Below are 20,529 nucleotides of genomic sequence, written 5' to 3'. Positions count from 1 at the left end.
CTCAGGGTTTTTATTATTAAAGCTGGAACAGAATAATGACTCCCGCTAACGAGGATTTAGAACTTCATACTCGCACGAACAAAGAAATAACGACCTAACATTTCATAAGTATATGGATCTGTGTTTGAGTCATTATTACCTGTGTAATAGGGAGGCTCTTTATCGAACAGGTTATTGATACCACCTGATAGGCGAATATTTTGAGTTAAATCATAAGATCCTGATAGATCATGGTATATAACACTCCCTACCGTTGGCGCATAACAACTAGATTCTTTGCCTTTACAAGCAAATGAGTCCATCCCATCAATATAACGAGCTTCATAAGTAAAGCTCCAGTCATCTGCACTAGCAGTGATGTTCATATTACTCTTGAATTTAGCATATGCTCCCGTACCGCCGGTAATGTAACCACGATAATCCACAGCAACACCATCAGGATCGAATTCTTCATATTCGGTCAGAATTGATGTATCCCAACCAGCTTTCCAATCCAATCCCATAGCTGAAAATGCATAAGCAACATTAATGTCATAACCCGCGGTGTTCGTCGCACCGATATTTTGTAGACCATTGTCAAACTTAATACGACCACTGTTATCAATCTGAATATTAGAAGATTGACACAATACAGTATCTGTATTGATCTTATTACCTGCAGCATCTAAACATTGGTTAGCAATATAATTGTTGTCAACAGAAGTTATAGTGTTTGTTAATTCAATATCGTAGTAATCAACAGTCATAGACAGACCATCTACGAAGCTTGGTGAATAAACTAAACCTATCGTCGTAATGTCGGCTTCTTCTGGGGTTAATAACCCATTACCGCCAACAGTGACTTCAGCTTGGTCTTGTTCTGTTGCAGGATGAACAATTTGTTCGAAGGATGGTGACTTACCACCATATAACTCATCAACAGTTGGAGCACGGAATGCAGTAGACAACCCCCCACGGAACATAAGGTCATCATATACTCGCCAAGTTAAGCCTAGTTTCCATGTAGTGTCATCACCAAACGTGCTGTAATCAAAATAACGCATTGCAGCACTTAGATCGAGTTGTTCCACTAGTGGTAACCCACTTAACAATGGGATAGCCAATTCAGCATAAATTTCATTAACGCTAAAATCACCACCGGTAGGTTCTACCCGAGGATCATTAGCTAACCCCTGTGCTGTTAATGAATCTGGTGTAAACTTTGCTGCTTCTTTACGATTCTCGTATCCAGCAGCAAAGCCCATCATACCCGCTGGTAACTCAACAATATCACCGGATAAGGTTGCAGCAATAATATCTAACTCACTTCCACCACTATTTACTTCGGTATAGATGAATGGAGTGATGCTCTCACCCTCCCATGAAGACTGTAAAAAAGGATCAAATTCCCCCTTTAAAACTGCTGCATTAATTGAACCTAAATTATGTAGATTTGCCAGAGTATCAACAGAGTCGTTGCGACCTTTATTATAAGAGGCATCCCAACTCCAGCCATTATCAAATTCACCTTCAACGCCTAAAACAATACGGATAGTGTCTACAACTTGACTAAAGTCACGGGTACCGGACTCAACCATGCGACGACCATAAGAGAGTTCCTCTCCAGGCTTAACCCATGGCAGCAGGTCATCGGTCATCCAACCACCAGCTGAAATAGGATTATAAACCCATGCATCGCTGTTCCAAATTGGTTGAGGAGCCATTTGTTGATTTGACCAACGCTTTGAATACATAGCCTCAGTAAAGAAACGAGTTGTATCTGTCAACTCATAGGTTCCAGCAGCCGTGAGATTCAAGCGTTCCATTGGCGTCGATAGATAACTATCTTTCGCATAGTTATATGCATCATTTGCAGTAACATAATCATGGTAAGTACCACCTCTACCACTTAGATCTGCAGTATCGCCCCAAATATGACCACCTTGAGAATAACCACTACCACCGCAAAACAAGCTAATTTTACCACTTGCTTCAGGCTTAGTTTCTGTTACAGGGCAATCAGAAAAATCACGGTCAGCTTGGCTTGCCTCGCCACGCTTTGTATACTGTGCGCCTATAACGACATTGCCTTTATCAAAGGTGTTACCCAAAGTCATATCAATCGTAGACTCGTCAGCATCACCTTCTCCAGAAATGCCGGTTTGGGCGTTGACTTCAAAACCTTCAAAGTCTCTTTTCAAAATTACGTTAACCACACCAGCAATAGCATCTGTACCATAAACCGCAGAAGCACCATCTTTAAGTACTTCAACTCTTTGGATCATAGAAACTGGAATCGTATTAAGGTCAACAGTAGAAGCAGCTCCTGTACCAGAAGCAATCATTCGACGACCATTAACCAAAACTAGAGTACGGTTAGTGCCTAATCCTCTGAGGTTTATGCGAGAATTACCACCAGAACCATTATTTATGCCAGCGTTAGTCATAGCACCGCCAGCCGAAGTCATTTTCTGCAAAACATCATCAATCGATATTGCACCAGAGGAAATAATGGCTGAAGCATCAATCACGCTAACAGGGCTAGCCGTTTCCATATCTGCGCGTTTAATTCGCGAACCAGTTACAGCTATACGCTCAACTTTTGCTCCATCTTTATCATCTGCAAATGTAAAAGGTACATTTAATACCGTAGCAGTCACACCGCTAATCAGTGCAAAGCGCACAGATTTTGCTATCAAGTTTTTTTTATGCATTGTCAATCTCCCGGGAAAATCATGTTTTTATTATAATTTGCTTATTTAATAAGCAGTTTTAAACAAGAGCACCTTAAACATTCCGAAGTGCTGCGGGAGCATAAAATCATATGAGAGACATTTAATCAACAAAAAGATAACCAAATACAAACAAAAAATACACAACGCCATTTTGTTACAAATTGACTTATCGTTAAAAACAAAAAAGCCAGTCATTACTGACTGGCTTTTTGTTAAAACAGTGGTTTCTACTATATAGAAACTGGAAACTTAAAGTGTGTAACGGATACCAATTGCAACACCGTCAGATTCTGAAAGCGCCATTCTAGCTTCTTGTTCTTTATCTGCACTGGTAAAATCGCTGTAATCTTTACGTGCTTCTACGTAAAGCACTGTGTTTGGGTCCCATACAAAGTGCAAACCAACCACGACAAACTGACGTTTGAACTCATCATTAGGATCGGCATTAAAGTTAGGTTGAATGACATAGTCTTTACCGGCATCAAGCACGTTGTAAGAAATGAATGGGCGTAATCCATTGTCAAACTTGTAAGAAACTAAACTTTCAATACCATAGGCGTCTTTAATCAAACGACCAATATTGTCTGTGTCATGATTTTCTTGTCTGTTAACGTTTGCAGCAGCGTATAAGCCATTGCTATCGAAGTTACCCCAAGTGATACCCGCACCGTAGATAAGATCAACCGCAGTGGTTTGTTCGCCGTTACCAAAACTCACATCAAACTCACCGCGGTTAACACCCGCAGTTAAGGTCAGCATATCAGTGGCTTTATAGGTCAGCGCGCCACCATAAGTATAATTGTATTCTACTTGTTGAGCCGCTTTATCACCGCTTTCCCAGTTCGCTTGACACTGAGCTTGTGAAATATCATCCGTTGTATCACAGGTATAGAAGCTGCTGTTTTTCAACTGTGCTTGAACTGCAAAGCTTACATCGCCAAATGCATTGCGATATTGAACTGTTTTATCACCACGGCCAACACCGTTTACCGCGCCATCATCTTTATTATAAGTGTAAACACCTGCAGTGTTACCGTCCCACACAAAACCATAGTTAGTGTTGTAAACGACATCGTACCAAGCGCCCCACTGCTTACCAATAGTCAGTGTTCCATAAGTGTCATGGGACAGACCAGCGTAACCTAAACGGTTATAAAAGAACTCTTCTTGAACAGATTCGAAGCGATTGTTATAGACTATGTCGCTACTACCTACAGGGTTCACACCCCATTCCAATTTAGCAAATGCTTTCCAACCGTCAGTCAACTCACGATTAAAACCAAAATTAATGCGAGATGCGCCGTTAACAACCTCTGTTTCCCCTTGAGTGTTGATCACGCGTGCATCAATAAAACCACCGATTTCTACGGCATTTTTATTATCTTTATAGATCTCGATAGCTGAGACTGATGGAACTAAAAAAATTGCTGCAAGCGCAGTTGCTACTAACGTCTTGTTCATTTGGTGCTTAACCTTTTTTGTTTATGTTCTGTCAACGTCATTCCGTTGTTATATTTCCTTACAATTTCCTCTTAAAGGGTAGCAAACTTTCAATATTCCCTCAAAGCTAAACCTAAAGAATATGTCGATTAACATCACAAAAACAAACCAGTTAACCTCTACAAAACAGGTTAAAACGCTACATTCGCCACCCTACGCAACACATAAAGAACATTAAAAACACTATATTAACAGTAACTGCTTTGACGCAATATCCATGTAGTTTAGTTTCATTATCGAAAAAACAGGCTCGGCAATAGGGCCAATTTGCTTATCAATGTAGTATTGGTAATCAATTAGTGACGTTCTGTACAGTAAGGATTCCGGTCCATTTACAGTAATCAGATAATCAATCTGCGCCCCACGCTTGCCAAAAGAGGCATCTCCTGTTAAGTCGCATAATTGTTGAGCGACTTTAACATGGGGAGAAGATTTAGCCGTGTAATCTTCAATATTGCGTCGCATACGTTTGCGAAATACCAAATCATCATCCAACTCACCATCAAGCAGCTTTTCAAACACACTGGCCAAATAAACACTGATATCCCTTTGGTTAAACATCCGTTCATAGAGTGACTCTTGAACTTTGCGCGCTAAAGGGCTCCAATCACTGCGCACTTGCTCCATACCTTTAAAAGTAAGCTCAAGTTCATCGCTCGCATTACGCCACGCGCCAACATAACGTTTTTTACTGCCTTCTAACGACCCTCTTAAGGTCGGCATAAAAAACTGCTCATAGTGGCGTTCAAACTGTAACTCGAGAAAACTCTCAACTTGATGATCTTCAGCGATCTTAGCCTGCCACTTAGCATTAATTTCCCGCGCCAGAGTGTTACCTAAGGCGTTAATGTCTGAGAGATCAGGCTCGCTGCCAAGCCAGACAAAGGTCGAATCCGTATCGCCGTAAATCACTTGATAGCCCATCTCTTCTATCCATGCGCGGGTTTGTTTCATGATTTGATGGCCACGCATAGTGATCGAACTTGCTAACTTTGCATCGTGGAAAACACAACCTTGAGAACCTAAAACCCCATACAACGAGTTCATGATAATTTTTATCGCTTGGGATAAAGGCGCATTGTGCTCACTTTTGGCCTTTTCGCGCTGCTCAGATAATGTTTGGATAAGCTTAGGTAAAATGGGCTGTTGCCGACTGAAACGGCCACCGAGAAACCCCGCAACACATTCAAACTCGGGCAATAGCAAACCTTCAATTAATCCCTTAGGGTCAATCAAAAAGGTACGAATAATGGAGGGATATAGACTTTTAAAATCGAACACTAAAATATGCTTATAAAGTCCCGGCACAGAATCCATCACATAGCCACCGGGGCTTTCGATCCCATCACTCGCAGGAGCATCGGGTGCGACGTAACCGGCTCGATGCAAATGCGGTAAATACAAATGATTAAATGCCGCCACCGAAGCCCCAACCCGCCCCAGCTCTAAACCTGTTAGTTCAGCTCGCGCGAGGGCGAACTCCCATAATTGAGTATAACTAAAAATATCCCACACCAGACGGCTGTCAGTAAGATTGTAATGCGCTAATGCTTGTTTATTGGCCTTAAACAGCTGATCAATTTCTTCAACGCGATTATCCACGTTATGAATAGCCTTGCCTTCACCCAATAATTTCCGCGAAACAAATTCCAACGAGAACCGCTCAAAATGATAGAAAGCCGCCTTGAGCCAATCAATACCATCAAGAACCACTCGGCCCGGTAAAACTAAGGTTTCTGGCCGAAATTTATTGTCAACTTTCCACTCAAGCTTTGCCCCTCCGCGGCCAATGGTGAGCGGAATACGGTGTAATAATGCACGGCGTGACAAGAGTGCGAGGTCAAAACTCACCACTGACCAACCTATGACAAAGTCAGGATCAAACTCATGGAACCACGCGATTAATCGATGAATGAGTGCAGCTTCATCGGCCACCCATTCAATATATTCGGGAGAGTTTGATTCAGCCTCACCCACCATAATCACTTTTTCATAAGTCTGCTTGAGACTGTCTTGCTCTTCGTCTCGGCCACTGTCTTGACCATATAGTGCAACCGAATAGAGTAAACCCTCAAAGCTACATTCAAAATCCAGTGAGATACAGCGCAAATGTACAGCCGTTAAAGGGGCAATACTCTTAGCACGCTCGGCGATAAACACAGGCAGCGAATTAGCCTCAAAACTGTCGCTAGTCGGCGCAGAGAAATGCCCTAAAAATGCCACATCCAGCGCCACAAACCGCTCGATTAAATAACGCTGTTCAGGGCGAATGTCGGCTTCAAATAAGGGGATGTCGGCATCTTTAGCGATGCGTTGTAAGGTACGTAAGCTATTGCTCGATTTGGCATAAACACCACTGACCGCGCCGCCTTTAAAGCTTTTGAGCGCTAACGGTACAAACCGCAATGCTTGACCCGGCGTTTGCAACTGCAAAGCCGTGACATCAGTTTGATGACAAAAACAAATGTGTTCAGTGCCTTGCACTTCCACCAGCACAGGGCCTTGGGCGGTAGCCAGATAATACTGCAACACTAAACTCCCATGACGATGAATCGCATGGCGTGTTAAGACTCGACCTTGTACACTAACGGCCGCGGTAGCCTCTGACTTCATCGCATGGGTTCCCAAATCGCGTAGCTAGTCAATTTAGATGGTTCCTCAATTTAAATGCCGCCAAATGGCAGAAAAGTTTCTTAGGCTATGCAATCACTGTTATTATGTACAGCATTAATTCGATAAAGTAGTGACGCATGTTACCTGACAATGTAAAAACCCAGATCCGCGCCATCTATAAGGATATTGCTACCGCCTTGCCTAATTTTAGGCCGCGCCGCGAACAAAACTATATGGTGGCGGAAATCTCTAAGACCCTCGCCGGCGACTATGATAAAGATAGGCGCATCATTGTGGTCGAAGCAGGCACTGGGATCGGTAAATCATTGTCTTATATCCTCGGTACCATTCCACTGGCATTAGCGAGCAAGAAAAAGGTCTGCATCGCTACCGCAACCGTCGCTTTGCAGGAGCAATTACTGCATAAAGACTTGCCCTTCTTCCTTGAGCAATCCGGCTTAAATTTCCGCTTTGGCTTAGTTAAAGGTCGACAACGTTATGTGTGTCTATCGAAACTGGCGATGCTCATCGGTGACGACAACAGTACACAAATGGCCATGTGGCAAACTAAACCAGACAATAGCCAAGTGGCTATGATGCACGGCCTATTAAAAGACTATAACGAAGGTCGCTGGAACGGCGAAATCGATACCTTAGCCGTGCCGCTGCCCGATCACCTGTGGCAACAAATCGCCTGCGACAAACACAGCTGTCATCGTCAAGTCGCCAGCCACAGAAATTGCCCGTTCCATAAAGCCCGCGAAGATGTTGATACCTGGGATGTGCTCATCGCCAACCACAGCTTGTTATTTGCCGATTTAGAATTAGGTGGCGGCGTGATTTTGCCCGATCCCGAAGACGTGTTTTATGTTATCGACGAGGCACATCACTTACCGATTGTGGCGAGGGATTTCTCCAGTGCGCATGCCACGCTGAGGGGTGCCTGCGACTGGCTCGAAAAAATTGGTAAAACCTGCGCCAAGTTACAAAACCAAATAAAGAGCAACAATATCATTGCCCCCGCGCAGGCGATGCAAGATCATTTAGGCGATCTTATCAGCCAGCTCAATCAAGTGGCCCACTATTGCGATACCCAGACAAAGCACTTTGCCAATCCTGAAAACCGTCTGCGTTTTGAGCACGGCAAACTGCCGGACTCATTACTCATTCTCGCCGAAAACCTCGCCGTGACCTCTAATCTAGCCCTCAAACAGTTTAATAAAATGCTGTCACTGCTGGCCGAGGCGATTAAAGATGGCGACATTCCTAAGCATCAATCCGAAGCGCTATTGGCCGAAACCGGATTTATGCTGCAAAGGCTCGAGAATCTACAAAAATTGTGGAGGATGATGGCCAAGGAAGATAAACATAAAGGTGCCCCTATGGCGCGCTGGGTTGAACTTATCACAGGTAAACAAGTGGATTATCTGTTTAGCGCTTCACCTATCGAAGTCGGCTTTATGCTGGAATCCATGCTGTGGCAAAAGGCCGCGGGCGTGGTCTTATGTAGCGCCACGCTACGCGCACTCAATAACTTTGACCATTTCGTGCATCAAGTAGGTTTGTCACTCAACGATGGCAGTCGTTATTTAGCCTTACAATCGCCCTTCGATTACCCCAATAATGCGACACTTTATTTACCCAAAATGCGCACTGAGCCGACGGACGATGCCTATACGGCTGAACTTGCCGAACAAATCATCACCCTTATTGAAGGCGAAATGGCAACCTTAGTGCTATTCGCCTCCTACTGGCAGATGGAAAAAGTGGTTGAATTACTTGAAGGTAAACTCACCATTGAGCTACTTATCCAAGGCAATGCGCCACGGCAACAATTGTTAGAAAATCATAAAGCTAAATGCGATAAGGGCGAACCAAGTATCTTGTTCGGCACCGGCAGCTTCTCTGAAGGTCTCGACTTGCCCGGTGATTATCTGACTAACTTGATCGTCACTAAACTGCCCTTTGCCGTGCCAACCTCGCCCGTTGAGCAAGCGCATGCAGAATATGTCAAAGTCAAAGGCGGTAATCCCTTCTTACAACTGACGATCCCAGATGCTTCACGTAAGCTTATTCAAAGTTGTGGTAGATTACTGCGTAAAGAGCAAGATTATGGCCGAGTGACCATTTTAGATAGGCGGTTAGTCACTAAACGCTATGGCAAGTCCTTACTGGATGCCTTACCGCCCTTTAGACGTGTTATAGAGTAGGATTAAAATTTGGAGTTGTTACTCGAACCCAGTCATTGGGCCCTGTTGGCAGTCATAGGTCTTATCGCTGGATTCATTGATGCCGTCGTGGGTGGCGGTGGCCTATTGTCGATCCCCGCACTGTTAACCTTAGGCATTGCGCCGCATACCGTATTAGGCACCAATAAGTTAGCCGCAAGCTTTGGCTCTTTTATGGCGGCTTGGACCTATTATCGCAAGCACCTCTTTAAACCCTCGTTTTGGTACATGGCTTTTATCGCCACCTTTATCGGCGCGGTATTGGGCAGTTTTTTAGTCTATTTAGTCGATACCCAATGGCTCGAAAAAGTCCTGCCGCTGCTGATCATTGGCATCGCCATTTACAGTTTAGTCAGCCCCAATGCGATGTCAGACGTTAACTGCCAAGCACCAACCAGCAAGCCGCCAGCCAAGCAACAATGGCTACAGGGACTGGCTTTAGGCACTTATGACGGTTTTGCTGGCCCAGGCATTGGCGCATTTTGGACTGTCACATCCGGCTCTTTGTATAAACTGCCTTTACTGCACAGTTGCGGCCTCGCCCGTGCGATGACCTTCACCAGCAACTTGACCGCATTGACTATCTTTGGCTGGCTTGGGCAGGTAGAGTGGCAAATAGGTTTGTGGATGGGATTGTGCATGATGTTAGGCTCATTTATCGGCGCCCGCTGTGCGATTAAATTTGGCATGCCCTTTATCCGCCCACTGTTTATTTTGATCGTGCTAATGATTGCAGCGAATTTGGCATGGAGCGCATGGTTATGAACACCCAACAATTAATGGTGATGCTGAAGAATCAGCTTAAAGCCTTAGAACAAGAAGTGCTGCAACACGATAATCGACTCGCGCCGCCACAGCGCAAACTCCTGCAAGAAACAGAGCGTTTTAATCACTCGCTGTTTGTCCAACACGGCGCCCAACTCGGCCCCTGTATTGAACAAATTCGTAGCAGTATTATGCAGCTCGAAAAACAAATTAAGCTTAAACTCGCCCCCCAGACCATTGCCCTGAGCTGTGAGCGGATCCAAGATAGATTTACCGCAGTCAAACGAGCCTTGCTGACCACTTCTATTGACATTAAGTCTAAAACTCAGCAGCGTGCCAGTAGCCGTGCCCGTTTTGCACAGCGCCAGAATCAGTCTCACCAAGCCAGTGGTTTCGATTGGATCGCCAATAACGTGATGCAAAATAGTCATGAGATCTACGAAGAATTGAACAAACATCTTAATTGGGCGAAAAAATTTGAACAAAAAATTGAAGAAATGGAATCAAAACTTGAAAACTGTCATAGTGCTGACAAAATAAAATTGCAAAATGACATCCTTTTGATGCATCGTCGTCTAGGAAAATGCAGGCAAGCTATTAGTTATATAGAAGATCGCATTCAAATATTCGAACGCCCGTATCAGAGTAATAACCGTTAAGGAGTAACAATGAAATCACTTTTGCCAATTAGCAGCCTGCTAGTATTACTCGGTTCTGCCTCAGCCTTCGCTGCAGATCTGAACATTCCTATGTCATTTGAGTACCTTGCTCTTGATGGTAAAAAAGTCGAGTCGAGCGTATTCAACCATAAAAGCAGCTTAGAATTGGCCCCCGGCACTCACAAAATCGCCATTCGTTACCATGAAATGGTAGAGGATGATTTTAGTGACAGCCAAACCTTTGTTAAATCAGCTCCTTTCATCGTTACTTTAGATGTTGATGGCGACCATCAATATTACCTGCAAGCGGCTGAAGGTGAAGTCGTTAAAAAGCCTAAAGTTTACGCGCAAAACCCACAAATCAAATTAACCCGTAGTGACAAAGGCAACGTAAATTACCAAGTGGTGAATACCAATTTAGAAGAAGAAAGCTTCGTCTCTCGCCTTTTCAGTGGTAATCAAGCCGTTGACGTATCCGGTACTGCCGCAGCAGCAACCGGTGCCGCAGGTGCAGTAGTAGCCGTTGCACCAGCACCCGTGACAACATCGGCGACCGTTAACGCAACATCACTCACCGCCCCCGTAGACACATCTAAAGCAGCAGGAGCCAACCCACAACAAATGTTGCAATACTGGTGGCTACAAGCGGATGAAAAAACCCGTAAAGAATTTATGAGCTGGGCAATTTCACAGCTATAACAACTTGCGATAACGAGGTTTAGTCAATATTGACTCTGATCCCACTGGTTTATCACGCCAGCTATTCCAAGCTGGCGCTTCCTCCCCATCACAGATTTCCCACCACTAAATACGCACATTTACGGCAGTACTTACTCGATAACCACATTGCCACGACTGCACAGTTCCACACGCCAACGGCCATGACTGCAGAAGATGTAATGCAAGTGCATCAACGCGAATATGTAGAGCAATTTATCGCGGGTACCTTGCCAACAGCGGCGCTTAGACGGATTGGTTTCCCATGGAGTGAAGCCTTAGTTGAGCGTACCTTGCATTCTGTGGCTGGCACCACACTCACAGCTTCATTAGCCATAAATCAGGGTATTGCCCTGCATCTCACGGGGGGGCTACCATCACGCCCATTACGATTTTGGCAGCGGCTATTGTATTTTCAACGACCTTATCCTCGCGGCCAGAAATGCCATCGCGAGCCAGCAAGTACACAAGGTACTGATTTTTGATTGCGATGTGCATCAAGGTGACGGCAGTGCAACCCTTAGCCACCAACATCAAGGGATCATCAGTTGCTCGATTCACTGCAAAGAGAATTTCCCGAGTCGTAAGCAGCATTCCCACCATGATATTGAGCTAACCAAAGGCAGCGATGACAATCTGTACCTCGAAACAGTGGAGCAGACACTCGCCCTCCTTATCCGAATCCATCAACCAGATCTGATTCTTTATGATGCTGGGGTCGATATTCATCAAAATGACGATCTTGGCTTGCTCAATATCAGCCAAGAAGGACTGTTCAGACGGGATTTAACTGTGTTATCAATGGCAAAATCGGAAAATATTCCAATTGCAGCCGTGATAGGCGGCGGCTACAGCAGAGACGCACTACAATTAAGCCAAAGACACAGCCAACTTTTTATTGCGGCAAATCATTTGTGGTAGCAAACTCAATGAAAACCGTCATGGAGCATAACAATGCAACTCGAAATCCGTAATTACTACGAAGTTCTTTTAATGGAAATATTGTCAGATGAAGGACTTATGGACGAACTTCCTGAAGACTATCTCGCCGACTTATGTTGCGTGACCTTAAATCAACTGCCAGTGCGCTACATACGCCACCTCGTCGATACTTACTTCTTTGAAGACTATAACGAGCTACAGGAATTAAAGCGTGAGATCCAAACCGCACTCGAAAAGTCCCGCGCTTTTCTTAAACAAAATCTGCAAAAAAGATTACAGGAAGAAGCCGAAGCCAATCGTTGATTTAGTTAAAGGTTACTGTTGAGAGTATTTTTAGCCGTTGTAGTGGCAAGAACAGAAGCAGGCAATGGATTATCTCATTGTGCAGAAATATTAACGCTATAAATGATTAACAGCAGAAAACGGAAATAGTCTGCAAACTAAAATATTGAATAACATAAATTGAGTAGATATAGAGAAGTACAACGGAATAAACAGAGGGAAAGTTGAATTGGAGGTTCCCCTAGAGCCGACACCCCGGCACACGAGTCGCTTGCTGCGGTTGCTCCCTTCCGGGCCTGGCCGAGTTCACAAGTTATCATTGCGGGGGGACCCTAGGGTCACCATAACTTCGAACATTACTTTGAATGACATAAACCAAAGCATTGCTTGAACGCGAAGGATTATCCCCCATGGCCCCTATGGGATCAAGCGCTAATCGATAAGATCTCTTAATATCCCACCTAACTGCACAATCTATAAGCAAATGGAGTGATTGAAATGATAAAAGCCTGCAAATGCAGACTTTTATATATGTTTTACTGAATCTCTTATCATAAAAATCAGTAGGCTACAGCGCAATCATCGCCAAAGGTGGTTACAACTTGATCAAATGGCGATTTTGCTCAATTATCTTAGCCCCAACACCAGAGACATTCGCTAAGTCATCTATGGCATTGAACTTACCATTTTTAGTGCGATAGTCGACAATCGCTTGAGCCTTTGCGGCACCAATCCCTTTGAGTACGAGTAACTGCTCGGCTGAAGCGGTATTGATGTTGACTTGAGCGGCATCTGGCATAGCTTTCTTCACATCCGATGCCATTTCACCCGCTTCAGTTTTAGCCTCTACTTTCACGGCGGCCTTGGTTGGGGTTTCTGTTGCGATTGCTGGGCTTGCCAAAAAAGCCGTTAATGCTATGGCACTCATAAAAGCAGGTATACGATTTGTGGTTTTCATAACAATTCCTCTATTCCATGATTTGCGGCCTTTCGTCCTACTTCCGTGGCCTCAAATCAAAAATAGTCTAAGCTGTCCCGAAATACCAAATCGGCGTCATAAATATTCACTATCGCTAAACTTCTGTCTTCGGCTCAATGAGCCAGTGCTTGACTATGATAAAAAGATGCAAAAAGCATCCTTTTATCATTCAAATAGCTAACGGTCTTTAAAATAACAACATTCATTAAGCTAATCGAGCTAGCGCTTGGTTCAAGTCGGCGATGATGTCGTCACAATCCTCTAAACCAATAGAGATCCGCAGCAGGTTATCACCAATGCCAGCCGCCGCTCTTGCCTCTGGCGTATAAGGTGAATGCGTCATCGATGCAGGATGTTGGATCAGGGATTCAGCGTCACCTAGACTCACCGCAATTGAGAACAACTTTAGATATCCGACAAAGGCCATGGCTTCTTCTAAATTTGCCGCCAGTTCAAACGCGATAACACCACCAGCACGTTTCATCTGCTGGCCAATGAATTTATGCCCTTGATGAGATTTAAGCCCGGGATAATACACATGTGTAATGCTTGGATGTTCCGCCAAAAACTCTGCAACGCGCTGGGCACTATCGCAATGGCGCTGCAAACGCACATCTAAGGTTTTAAGGCCGCGTAAGATCAGCCAAGCATCATGTGGCGATATCACAGCGCCAATATCCTTTAAAATTTCATACTTCACTTTATGGAGCTGTTCTTCACTGCCACACACTATCCCCGCAATCACATCACCATGACCATTGAGATATTTAGTCGCACTGTGGATCACCAAATCAATACCAAAATCCAGCGGTCTCTGCAGTAATGGGGTCATAAAGGTATTATCGACAATACTGACCAACTGATGACGTTTGGCAATATTCGCAATTGACGCTAAATCAAATACCTGCAAATGCGGATTGACAGGGGTTTCACAGAAAATGACCTTAGTATTGGATTTGATCGCCGCTTCTATTTCTGTTACCGATGAAAAGTCCACTAGGGACACTTCAATACCAAAGCGGGCAAACTGAGTCGTCATTAGCGCATAAGTACAACCGTATACGGCATTCGACGCCACTAAGTGATCGCCCATCTGCAAATTAGCCAGCAATGCGGCGGATACTGCGCCCATACCAGAAGCGGTTGCGGCTGCGGCCTCAGCCCCTTCTAAAATCGCCATTTTACGTTCAAGCTCGGCAGTTGTCGGATTACCTAAACGCGTGTAAATATACCCCAGCTCATTGCCCGCAAATCGCTCACCACCTTGCTGTGCAGACTCAAACACAAAAGTCGCACTTTGGTAAAGCGGCGTCACTAAGGCACCAAAGGCCTCTCGCTCATGGCCGCCATGAATAACCTGTGTTGCCGCCTTCCACATCTTGCCTGACTCATCTTGCATACCTAGCTCCTTGTCATTGGCATTGAGCAGTTCCCGTTCTTGATTGATTGTTGGTGTGGAGCGCTCAATGCCCACATTATGGATAATCTAATAGATAAGTTAATGAAACATTAGTCCTATCGAATAAGCCCTACCATAACGCGGCCAAGCACTTAAGCCAGTAGCATGACGAAAATAGCAGCGTTCAAAAGTGTAATTAACTTGTTACATAGCACTTTTACGTCGCACTTAGTCATTCTCTTTATCTGCAAGAATCATAAAAAATGCGCTAAGGAACAAGTCCATTAGCGCATCTACTTTCGGCTATTTGAATCGTTTAATCATATGATATTCAATAGCATCTACTCTTTAGACTTATCTTTAGATGACCGCGATACCCTATCATCAACATCGGCGAATTGGCCTTTTAATGCGTCGCGACCTTCTTTGGTAAACAGCTTGCCTGAAAACTGCTTAAGTTCGATCAACAATTCCTGATGCACTTTAGACAATTTAGGCATTTGATCTTCTCTAAACACAATCGGCCGACACAGCGCCATGGCTTGATATCCAAGACGCGCCGTTAGCATACCGCCGCCTAAACCTTGGGCCAAGCGAGCAGACAATTTACCTGTCATTTCAACCGATAATAGCTGTGTTCCTAAATCTGTGACTAACTCACTGGTGCCCGCATAAATAATATTGATGATGATACTGCGGATAAGTTTAATTCGGCTCCAGTAACCCAGTTCTATGCCATAACAGCGGGCGACATCACGCAACATACGTTGATTACGCCAGAGGATAATCGCCATATCGAGCACTGCTAACGGACTGGCCGCCAGTAGCACTGCCGACTCAGCCGCATAGCGTCGCACGACTTTTTTGGCCAGTTCATCTCGCTCCGTCAGCACTAAGTCCTCGAATAACAAGACTTTCTCGGCATCATTATGTTCATCTTTTAATGAACGGCGAAGTTGCTGCAAACCTTGGCTGTCTTCATAGTGACAAACGATATTATCGATAAAGCTGTCTGCTTCCCCCATTTGCATGCTCTGCGCTAGCCTTGCACCCGTTTCTTGAGTATCGGCGACCTGTTTGAGTCGCTTGAGCTTACGGTATTCACTGACTGCACCCGCTAATGCCCACGCACTGACCACCCCAAGCACCACACCATAAAAACTAAACAACCAAGGGCTCTCAAGCCAAGCATCCCTCAATCCTAATCCTGTTTGAACGACTACAAGCAGCAATAAACTCACAGCTGCTAGACGAGCGAGCCAAGACCAACGCCGTGACTTGACGAGTTTAGGCGATACCGATTTAGCATCAATCATTTGGGGATGGGCTGACAGCGTTTCATCCATCAATTCCTCAATATCAGCAGCCACTTCTTGCACTGGCGTATGGGGATCAAAGGCTTTCGCCCCTTTGAGATCCTCTTTGCTGGGTTTAAGCTCCACTATTTGTGGGTCAAATAGCTGCTGCTTTTTCAGCGCCTTATACTCAAATGAGTGTACAGAGGAATTAGATGCCTGCTCATTTGGATTATCAGATAGCTTTAACGTCATTCCAACTTATCTCCCAGTAAGTACTGCAGCAGATGATCGAGACGAATATGGTCAAAATGCACTTGAGAAGGGTCAACATTAACATTGCTCGGCGGCGCGAACCCAACAAAATTAAACCCTTGGTCACGCCAAAAATGCGCTTCAGGTAAGCGAGTGGGCACTTCGCCGGGAAACAAGGTCAGGGCTTTACCATTGAGTCCCATCCCCCGCACGACTTCCACCTCGCCCTCTTGGGTCGTTACCATGCCATGGCGAGTCGCTTTAATGGCGCTAATCGCCATAGTCTCCACTTTACAACCATCGAAACTGGCAAAATGCTGGCTGTGTTTCAACATATCGGTCAGCAGGGACAAAACATGGCTCTGCTGATCGCGAGTCACATGGTCAACCTTGCTCGCGGCAAACAACAAACGGTCGATGCGGGGGGCAAATAAACGCCGTAAATAACTCGATTGGCCAAACTGAAAACTTTCCATAATGGCATTGAGCGCCGCGCCCATATCCTCAAATTGCTTTTTACCGCGATTCAACGCACTAAAACAGTCAACGAGTACTAGCTGCCGATCAAAACCGGCAAAGTGGTTTTTATAGAAAGGCCTAACCACTTTAGCCACGTATTCTTGATAGCGTTTTTCCAGTACATGGAATCCACTGTGTTTATCGCTTTGCGAAAGCGCAGCAAACTTTTCATCATTAACCAATAACAGGGGGAAAAAAGCCAATAAGGGAGCGCCCTGCCATTCACCCGGCAATAACATGCGTCCAGGTTGCGCTTGGTAATAACCTTGCACGTGCACTAAATCATTGAGTAATAGCTGATATTGATCGGCAATCTGCTTTAATTGCTGTTCATCGGCGCTCGCGGCTAAATCCAATGATGTCAAAGATTGCTCAAACTCGGCATACAAGGGAGAGCTTTTAAGATTCTCGATGCGAACTTGTTGAGCGCGACACCAAGTTACAAAGTCTTGGCGCAGCATAGGTAAATCGAGTAACCATTCGCCAGGATAATCGACTATATCCAAATACAAGGTGGCGGTATCAGAAAACTTGGCCAGTAAGCCCTTCTTAGGTTGGTATTTAATAGCCAATCGTAATTCAGAAATAGTACGGGTAGAGGCTGGCCAAGTCGCAGGTTCGGAAGTGAGCGCTAACATGGCGCCTTGATAATCAAAACTAGCGATTTCAAGATCCGGCTGCATGGCACGCTTAACACCGAGTAAACGCTGATCGCGGCTCACCTGCCACAGTGGCAAAGCGCTGTTGTTACGGGCGTGAGGTAAGGTTGAGACAGGTCCAGAATTGAGTAACTGATTGACTAACCCCGTGATAAACGCCGTTTTTCCCGCACCAGAAAGCCCCGTCACGGCCAAACGTAAATGCCGGTCCGCGGTGCGATGTAACAGGGATTGGCCCTTTTGGGTTAATTTATGGAGCGAGGCATCAAGCATTCCCATAGAGACTTCCCTTATGTCGAATGATGTTAACTTATGTCAAGTGATGTTGACTATACACTGGAATGGAGCAGAGATTAAGCAACAAGGGCGGACATGGCCGCCCTTTAGAAGGGTTACAAACTATTGATTTGTCTTTTTAAATCAAAGTTGTCAGAGGTGACATGGCGTTCTAAATTTTGTAGCCTGACTTCCAGACTTCGAAATTGACGACTCACGTCGCTTAGCGCTTGCTTTGCGGGTTCTCCCGACTGCCACGGCTTCTTCTTCACCTCGATATCGTCTCTATCGTAATGCTTTTGCGGCTTGATGTCTAAAATCACCCACAAAGCGACATAGATGATAAATACCACACCTGAGCCGCCGAGTAAGAAGATAGACACAGTCAGCACTCGCACTAACCAAGTTTCAATCGCAAAGTACTCGGCAATCCCTGCACATACACCCGCTATTTTGCCTGACTGGGGAATGCGGTACAAAGTACGGCCATTAGATCCTCTCATGTTTCCCCCTCCATTCGGGCGATTCTGTATCCAGAATGGCCTCTAAGGTCTCGATACGCACCGCCATTTTATCGGCCTTGGATATCAAGTCATTGAGTTGTGAAAACTCTTCCTCAGTGAGTCCCTGGCTCACTTGTCGCTTACTGCGATAATGAAGAACTAACCATATTGGCGCGACTATCACCATGAAAATAATAATCGGCGCCATTAGCACGTCCATATCCATAACTCACCTCTGAATTGTTATTCTTTTGACTTAGTTGGTGCTTTACCTTTTACCTTGGCTTTTAGCGCTGCCAGTTCTGCATTCACAGAATCTTCCGCTTCTAGCGCCGCAAACTCATCGGCTAAGGTCTTTTTGCTACCAAGATCGTAAGATTCAACTTGGGCTTCTAAGCCTTCGACACGGCGCTCATATTGCTCAAACTTGAGCATAGCGTTGTCGATCTTGCTTGAATCTAACTGCTTTTTCACTTCTAAGCGTGATGACGCTGTTTGAGTGCGCAAAATAATGGTCTTTTGGCGCGCTTTTGCATCGAGTAGCTTTTCTTGCAACATGCCCACTTCATCTTTCAAGCGTGTGATATGTTCATCGATAACGGCTAACTCTTGATTTAGCGTGTCTGCTAAACCGGTCGCTTTTTGTTTTTCAACTAAAGCGGCTTTCGCTAAGTCTTCACGGTCTTTGGACAGTGCTAGTTCAGCCTTATCCTGCCAATCTTGCACTTGCTCTAACACGCGGTTGATACGACGTTGCAGCTCTTTCTTTTCAGCTAACACTTTAGCTGAGGTAGAACGCACTTCAACGAGTGTGTCTTCCATTTCTTGGATAATCAGTCGAACCATTTTTTCTGGGTCTTCGGCTTTATCCAGCAATGCGCTGATATTAGAGTTAATGATATCGGCGAAACGAGAGAAAATTCCCATAATCCTATCCTCAAATTGATGTTGGTCTCGTACAAGGTAATACACTAACCGTGCCAACTTTTATTTTTTATTTAAATACAGCATCTTAAACAAAATATTAACTTTTACTTCCTTTTACGCTTCAAGCCACTTATTATCATTTTCACCAAATTTTAGCGCGAAAGACTAAAAAATATCGTGGATAATAAATTTCAGCAAGACAACCTTATCGGTCAATCCAACGCCCTGCTCGAAGTGTTAGAACATGTGTCGCAAATAGCGCCTCTGTCTAAACCCGTACTGATTATTGGTGAACGAGGTACAGGTAAAGAACTTATTGCCGAACGCTTACATTATCTGTCTAAGCGCTGGGATCAAAGTTTTATTAAGCTAAACTGTTCATCTTTGAGTGAAAATTTACTCGAGAGTGAATTATTTGGCCATGAGTCAGGAGCCTTTACTGGCGCCAAAGGCAAACACGAAGGCCGCTTTGAGCGCGCCGACGGCGGCACCTTATTCCTCGACGAATTAGCCAACACCTCAGGACTTATCCAAGAAAAGCTCCTGCGCGTCATTGAATATGGCGAATTTGAGCGGGTCGGCGGCAGCAAAACGGTGCAGGCTGATGTTCGTTTAATCTGCGCCGCCAACGAAGATTTACCATCACTTGCTGACGCAGGCGAATTTCGTGCCGACTTGCTCGATAGACTCGCCTTCGATGTAATTACTCTGCCACCACTGCGTTGCCGCCCAGAAGACATAATGACGCTGGCGGAATATTTCGCCGTTGGCATGGCGCGCCAATTAAAGCTGCAGCTATTCAGCGGTTTCAGCGCCCATGCGGTCGAGCAATTAATGACCCACGACTGGCCGGGTAATATCCGTGAACTTAAAAACGTAGTCGAGCGCAGCGTTTACCGTAATGGTGGTGAAAATAGACCCATCGATCATATTACCCTCGATCCCTTTGCTTCACCGTATCGGCCTAAAACTCGGATCAAGACCCGCGAGCGTCAAATCACCTCAGTTGCGCCAACAACAGTTGCCAGTACGCCACAATCTGCGCCGATATTTGAGGCTGAAGTACAAGTCAATACTGAGTATTCAACAAATTGCTTTAATTTTCCGCTGGATTTTAAAGAGCAAACTGAGAAGTACGAAATGGATCTGATCCAGCAGGCACTCTCAAACAGCCAATATAACCAAAAGAAAACCGCCGACATGCTCGGATTAAGCTACCACCAACTGCGTGGCATCCTTAAAAAGTACAATTTACTTGATAAAGCATAAGCAGATTGCCCACGGGGGAGATGCACTG

Annotated in this window: 16 protein-coding genes, 1 other RNA gene and 1 pseudogene; 7 read left to right on the top strand and 11 right to left on the bottom strand. The window is 45.0% G+C overall.

The annotated features are described in order from the left end of the window. Nucleotides 1-56: 56 nt before the first annotated feature. From L5M49_RS07605 to L5M49_RS07595, 3 genes are all read right to left on the bottom strand, one after another. The gene (locus tag L5M49_RS07605; protein ID WP_263265771.1) at nucleotides 57-2,693 is read right to left on the bottom strand and encodes a TonB-dependent receptor; all 2,637 of its coding nucleotides are present in this window, start codon (nucleotides 2,691-2,693) and stop codon (nucleotides 57-59) included. 270 nt (nucleotides 2,694-2,963) lie between these two features. Continuing rightward, complete coding sequence (locus tag L5M49_RS07600) at nucleotides 2,964-4,175, bottom strand: porin (protein WP_028760445.1); 1,212 nt, start codon at nucleotides 4,173-4,175, stop codon at nucleotides 2,964-2,966. A gap of 222 nt (nucleotides 4,176-4,397) precedes the next feature. After that, nucleotides 4,398-6,827 carry a DNA polymerase II gene (locus L5M49_RS07595; RefSeq protein ID WP_263265770.1) on the bottom strand — a complete coding sequence of 810 codons (2,430 nt, stop codon included), beginning with the start codon at nucleotides 6,825-6,827 and terminating at the stop codon, nucleotides 4,398-4,400. Between the two features lie 137 nt (nucleotides 6,828-6,964). On the opposite strand from L5M49_RS07595, the gene dinG reads away from it, so the two are divergent. The 6 genes and pseudogenes from dinG (at nucleotide 6,965) to L5M49_RS07565 (ending at nucleotide 12,441) form a co-directional block, all read left to right on the top strand. After that, nucleotides 6,965-9,037, top strand: a complete 2,073-nt coding sequence (dinG, locus tag L5M49_RS07590; RefSeq protein ID WP_263265769.1) for an ATP-dependent DNA helicase DinG — start codon at nucleotides 6,965-6,967, stop codon at nucleotides 9,035-9,037. A 9-nt stretch (nucleotides 9,038-9,046) separates the two neighbouring features. Further along, complete coding sequence (locus L5M49_RS07585) at nucleotides 9,047-9,820, top strand: sulfite exporter TauE/SafE family protein (RefSeq protein ID WP_028760448.1); 774 nt, start codon at nucleotides 9,047-9,049, stop codon at nucleotides 9,818-9,820. Continuing rightward, a complete protein-coding gene (locus L5M49_RS07580) occupies nucleotides 9,817-10,479 on the top strand; it encodes a primosomal replication protein (protein WP_105253146.1) in 663 nt (220 codons plus the stop codon). The genes L5M49_RS07585 and L5M49_RS07580 overlap by 4 nt, the downstream gene beginning before the upstream one ends. A 9-nt stretch (nucleotides 10,480-10,488) precedes the next feature. After that, nucleotides 10,489-11,178, top strand: coding sequence for a DUF2057 domain-containing protein (locus L5M49_RS07575; RefSeq protein ID WP_131524308.1), 690 nt, complete (start codon nucleotides 10,489-10,491; stop codon nucleotides 11,176-11,178). 29 nt (nucleotides 11,179-11,207) lie between these two features. Further along, nucleotides 11,208-12,117: pseudogene (locus L5M49_RS07570) on the top strand (histone deacetylase). 33 nt (nucleotides 12,118-12,150) lie between these two features. After that, on the top strand, nucleotides 12,151-12,441 hold the full coding sequence (locus tag L5M49_RS07565) for a late competence development ComFB family protein (RefSeq protein ID WP_028760452.1): 291 nt from the start codon (nucleotides 12,151-12,153) through the stop codon (nucleotides 12,439-12,441). A gap of 217 nt (nucleotides 12,442-12,658) precedes the next feature. Here the strand turns inward: L5M49_RS07565 and ffs are convergent. The 8 genes from ffs to pspA form a co-directional block, all read right to left on the bottom strand. Beyond that, an RNA gene (gene ffs, locus L5M49_RS07560) (signal recognition particle sRNA small type) lies at nucleotides 12,659-12,756 on the bottom strand. Between the two features lie 259 nt (nucleotides 12,757-13,015). After that, nucleotides 13,016-13,378, bottom strand: coding sequence for a ComEA family DNA-binding protein (locus tag L5M49_RS07555; protein ID WP_263138186.1), 363 nt, complete (start codon nucleotides 13,376-13,378; stop codon nucleotides 13,016-13,018). Nucleotides 13,379-13,604: 226 nt separating this feature from the next. After that, on the bottom strand, nucleotides 13,605-14,798 hold the full coding sequence (gene megL, locus L5M49_RS07550) for a methionine gamma-lyase (RefSeq protein WP_263265768.1): 1,194 nt from the start codon (nucleotides 14,796-14,798) through the stop codon (nucleotides 13,605-13,607). A 341-nt stretch (nucleotides 14,799-15,139) separates the two neighbouring features. Then, nucleotides 15,140-16,348 (bottom strand): YcjF family protein, encoded by a 1,209-nt coding sequence (locus tag L5M49_RS07545; RefSeq protein WP_263265767.1) that lies wholly within the window; start codon nucleotides 16,346-16,348, stop codon nucleotides 15,140-15,142. Then, the gene (locus L5M49_RS07540; protein WP_263265766.1) at nucleotides 16,345-17,805 is read right to left on the bottom strand and encodes a YcjX family protein; all 1,461 of its coding nucleotides are present in this window, start codon (nucleotides 17,803-17,805) and stop codon (nucleotides 16,345-16,347) included. The genes L5M49_RS07545 and L5M49_RS07540 overlap by 4 nt, the downstream gene beginning before the upstream one ends. A 113-nt stretch (nucleotides 17,806-17,918) precedes the next feature. Further along, on the bottom strand, nucleotides 17,919-18,305 hold the full coding sequence (gene pspC / locus L5M49_RS07535) for an envelope stress response membrane protein PspC (protein ID WP_028760457.1): 387 nt from the start codon (nucleotides 18,303-18,305) through the stop codon (nucleotides 17,919-17,921). Continuing rightward, the gene (gene pspB, locus L5M49_RS07530; RefSeq protein ID WP_263265765.1) at nucleotides 18,292-18,531 is read right to left on the bottom strand and encodes an envelope stress response membrane protein PspB; all 240 of its coding nucleotides are present in this window, start codon (nucleotides 18,529-18,531) and stop codon (nucleotides 18,292-18,294) included. Before pspB ends, pspC begins: the two co-directional genes overlap by 14 nt. A gap of 17 nt (nucleotides 18,532-18,548) precedes the next feature. Further along, entirely contained in the window at nucleotides 18,549-19,232 is a 684-nt protein-coding gene (pspA, locus tag L5M49_RS07525; protein ID WP_263265764.1) for a phage shock protein PspA, read from the bottom strand. 177 nt (nucleotides 19,233-19,409) lie between these two features. On the opposite strand from pspA, the gene pspF reads away from it, so the two are divergent. Further along, a complete protein-coding gene (gene pspF, locus L5M49_RS07520) occupies nucleotides 19,410-20,501 on the top strand; it encodes a phage shock protein operon transcriptional activator (protein ID WP_263197631.1) in 1,092 nt (363 codons plus the stop codon). The last annotated feature ends 28 nt before the right edge of the window (nucleotides 20,502-20,529 follow it).

Origin of the sequence: Shewanella sp. SM74 (assembly GCF_025653725.1) — a bacterium.
Lineage (GTDB): Bacteria > Pseudomonadota > Gammaproteobacteria > Enterobacterales > Shewanellaceae > Shewanella > Shewanella oncorhynchi.
The sequence above is the reverse complement of the archived record's forward strand: the minus strand, read 5'-3'. Positions and strand labels throughout refer to the sequence as shown.

Coding starts and splice junctions, on each gene's coding strand:
- L5M49_RS07605 (WP_263265771.1), bottom strand. CDS start 2,693: ATGCATAAAAAAAACTTGATAGCAAAATCTGTGCGCTTTGCACTGATT.
- pspB (WP_263265765.1), bottom strand. CDS start 18,531: ATGGATATGGACGTGCTAATGGCGCCGATTATTATTTTCATGGTGATA.
- L5M49_RS07545 (WP_263265767.1), bottom strand. CDS start 16,348: ATGACGTTAAAGCTATCTGATAATCCAAATGAGCAGGCATCTAATTCC.
- L5M49_RS07540 (WP_263265766.1), bottom strand. CDS start 17,805: ATGGGAATGCTTGATGCCTCGCTCCATAAATTAACCCAAAAGGGCCAA.
- pspC (WP_028760457.1), bottom strand. CDS start 18,305: ATGAGAGGATCTAATGGCCGTACTTTGTACCGCATTCCCCAGTCAGGC.
- L5M49_RS07565 (WP_028760452.1), top strand. CDS start 12,151: ATGCAACTCGAAATCCGTAATTACTACGAAGTTCTTTTAATGGAAATA.
- L5M49_RS07580 (WP_105253146.1), top strand. CDS start 9,817: ATGAACACCCAACAATTAATGGTGATGCTGAAGAATCAGCTTAAAGCC.
- L5M49_RS07575 (WP_131524308.1), top strand. CDS start 10,489: ATGAAATCACTTTTGCCAATTAGCAGCCTGCTAGTATTACTCGGTTCT.
- L5M49_RS07555 (WP_263138186.1), bottom strand. CDS start 13,378: ATGAAAACCACAAATCGTATACCTGCTTTTATGAGTGCCATAGCATTA.
- L5M49_RS07595 (WP_263265770.1), bottom strand. CDS start 6,827: ATGAAGTCAGAGGCTACCGCGGCCGTTAGTGTACAAGGTCGAGTCTTA.
- pspA (WP_263265764.1), bottom strand. CDS start 19,232: ATGGGAATTTTCTCTCGTTTCGCCGATATCATTAACTCTAATATCAGC.
- L5M49_RS07600 (WP_028760445.1), bottom strand. CDS start 4,175: ATGAACAAGACGTTAGTAGCAACTGCGCTTGCAGCAATTTTTTTAGTT.
- megL (WP_263265768.1), bottom strand. CDS start 14,798: ATGCAAGATGAGTCAGGCAAGATGTGGAAGGCGGCAACACAGGTTATT.
- dinG (WP_263265769.1), top strand. CDS start 6,965: ATGTTACCTGACAATGTAAAAACCCAGATCCGCGCCATCTATAAGGAT.